The 542-nt window shown below is 45.4% G+C and carries 1 protein-coding gene; it reads right to left on the minus strand.

Annotated features, from left to right (window positions below):
* A partial coding sequence (locus tag R7Z49_RS27110; RefSeq protein ID WP_318112765.1) for a replication initiation factor domain-containing protein occupies positions 1–542 on the minus strand: 542 nt, incomplete at both ends.

Raw genomic sequence — 542 nt, forward strand, 5'->3', positions numbered from 1 at the left:
AACGATTGAAGCGCTATAAGCACAAATACCAGCAAAATAACCACTAATATTTAGCAGCACATCAACCGTCATATCTTTCAATTCACACTCACTTCGAAACCAAAACATATCGAGACCGAGTTGGGCTGCCTTGTTATAGATTCGCCAGTAAATGCGAGACGAGCGATTGCCTACCTCGAATGATTCATTGATAACTTTGCCGGAAGCCTCAGCGAAGTAACGTTCGCCAGCACTAGGGCTACGACCTTTATCCGAAGTTCTGAAGGCATCATCTGCGTAGGCTTTTTTGGCATAGTCACGACCAAACAGGCCGTGGAAGTCATCGACAGCAAGGTCGATTCGAGAGAGGCGATTACAATCAAGAAGCTGCAACCACCAATGCAAACGAAATGCACTTGTGTGCTCAAAAAGGTGTTTGCACCCTAGCCCCTCGATTTGGAAATAACAGGTTCCACGGTTACCGCCTAAAGCAACAAATCCAACGTGTTTGTTAGAGTGTTTAGTCATCAGGTGGCATGAATCTTCGTAACCGTACAAACCTT

It is taken from the genome of Vibrio sp. 1562 (assembly GCF_033340155.1).
Taxonomy (GTDB): Bacteria; Pseudomonadota; Gammaproteobacteria; order Enterobacterales; family Vibrionaceae; genus Vibrio; species Vibrio alginolyticus.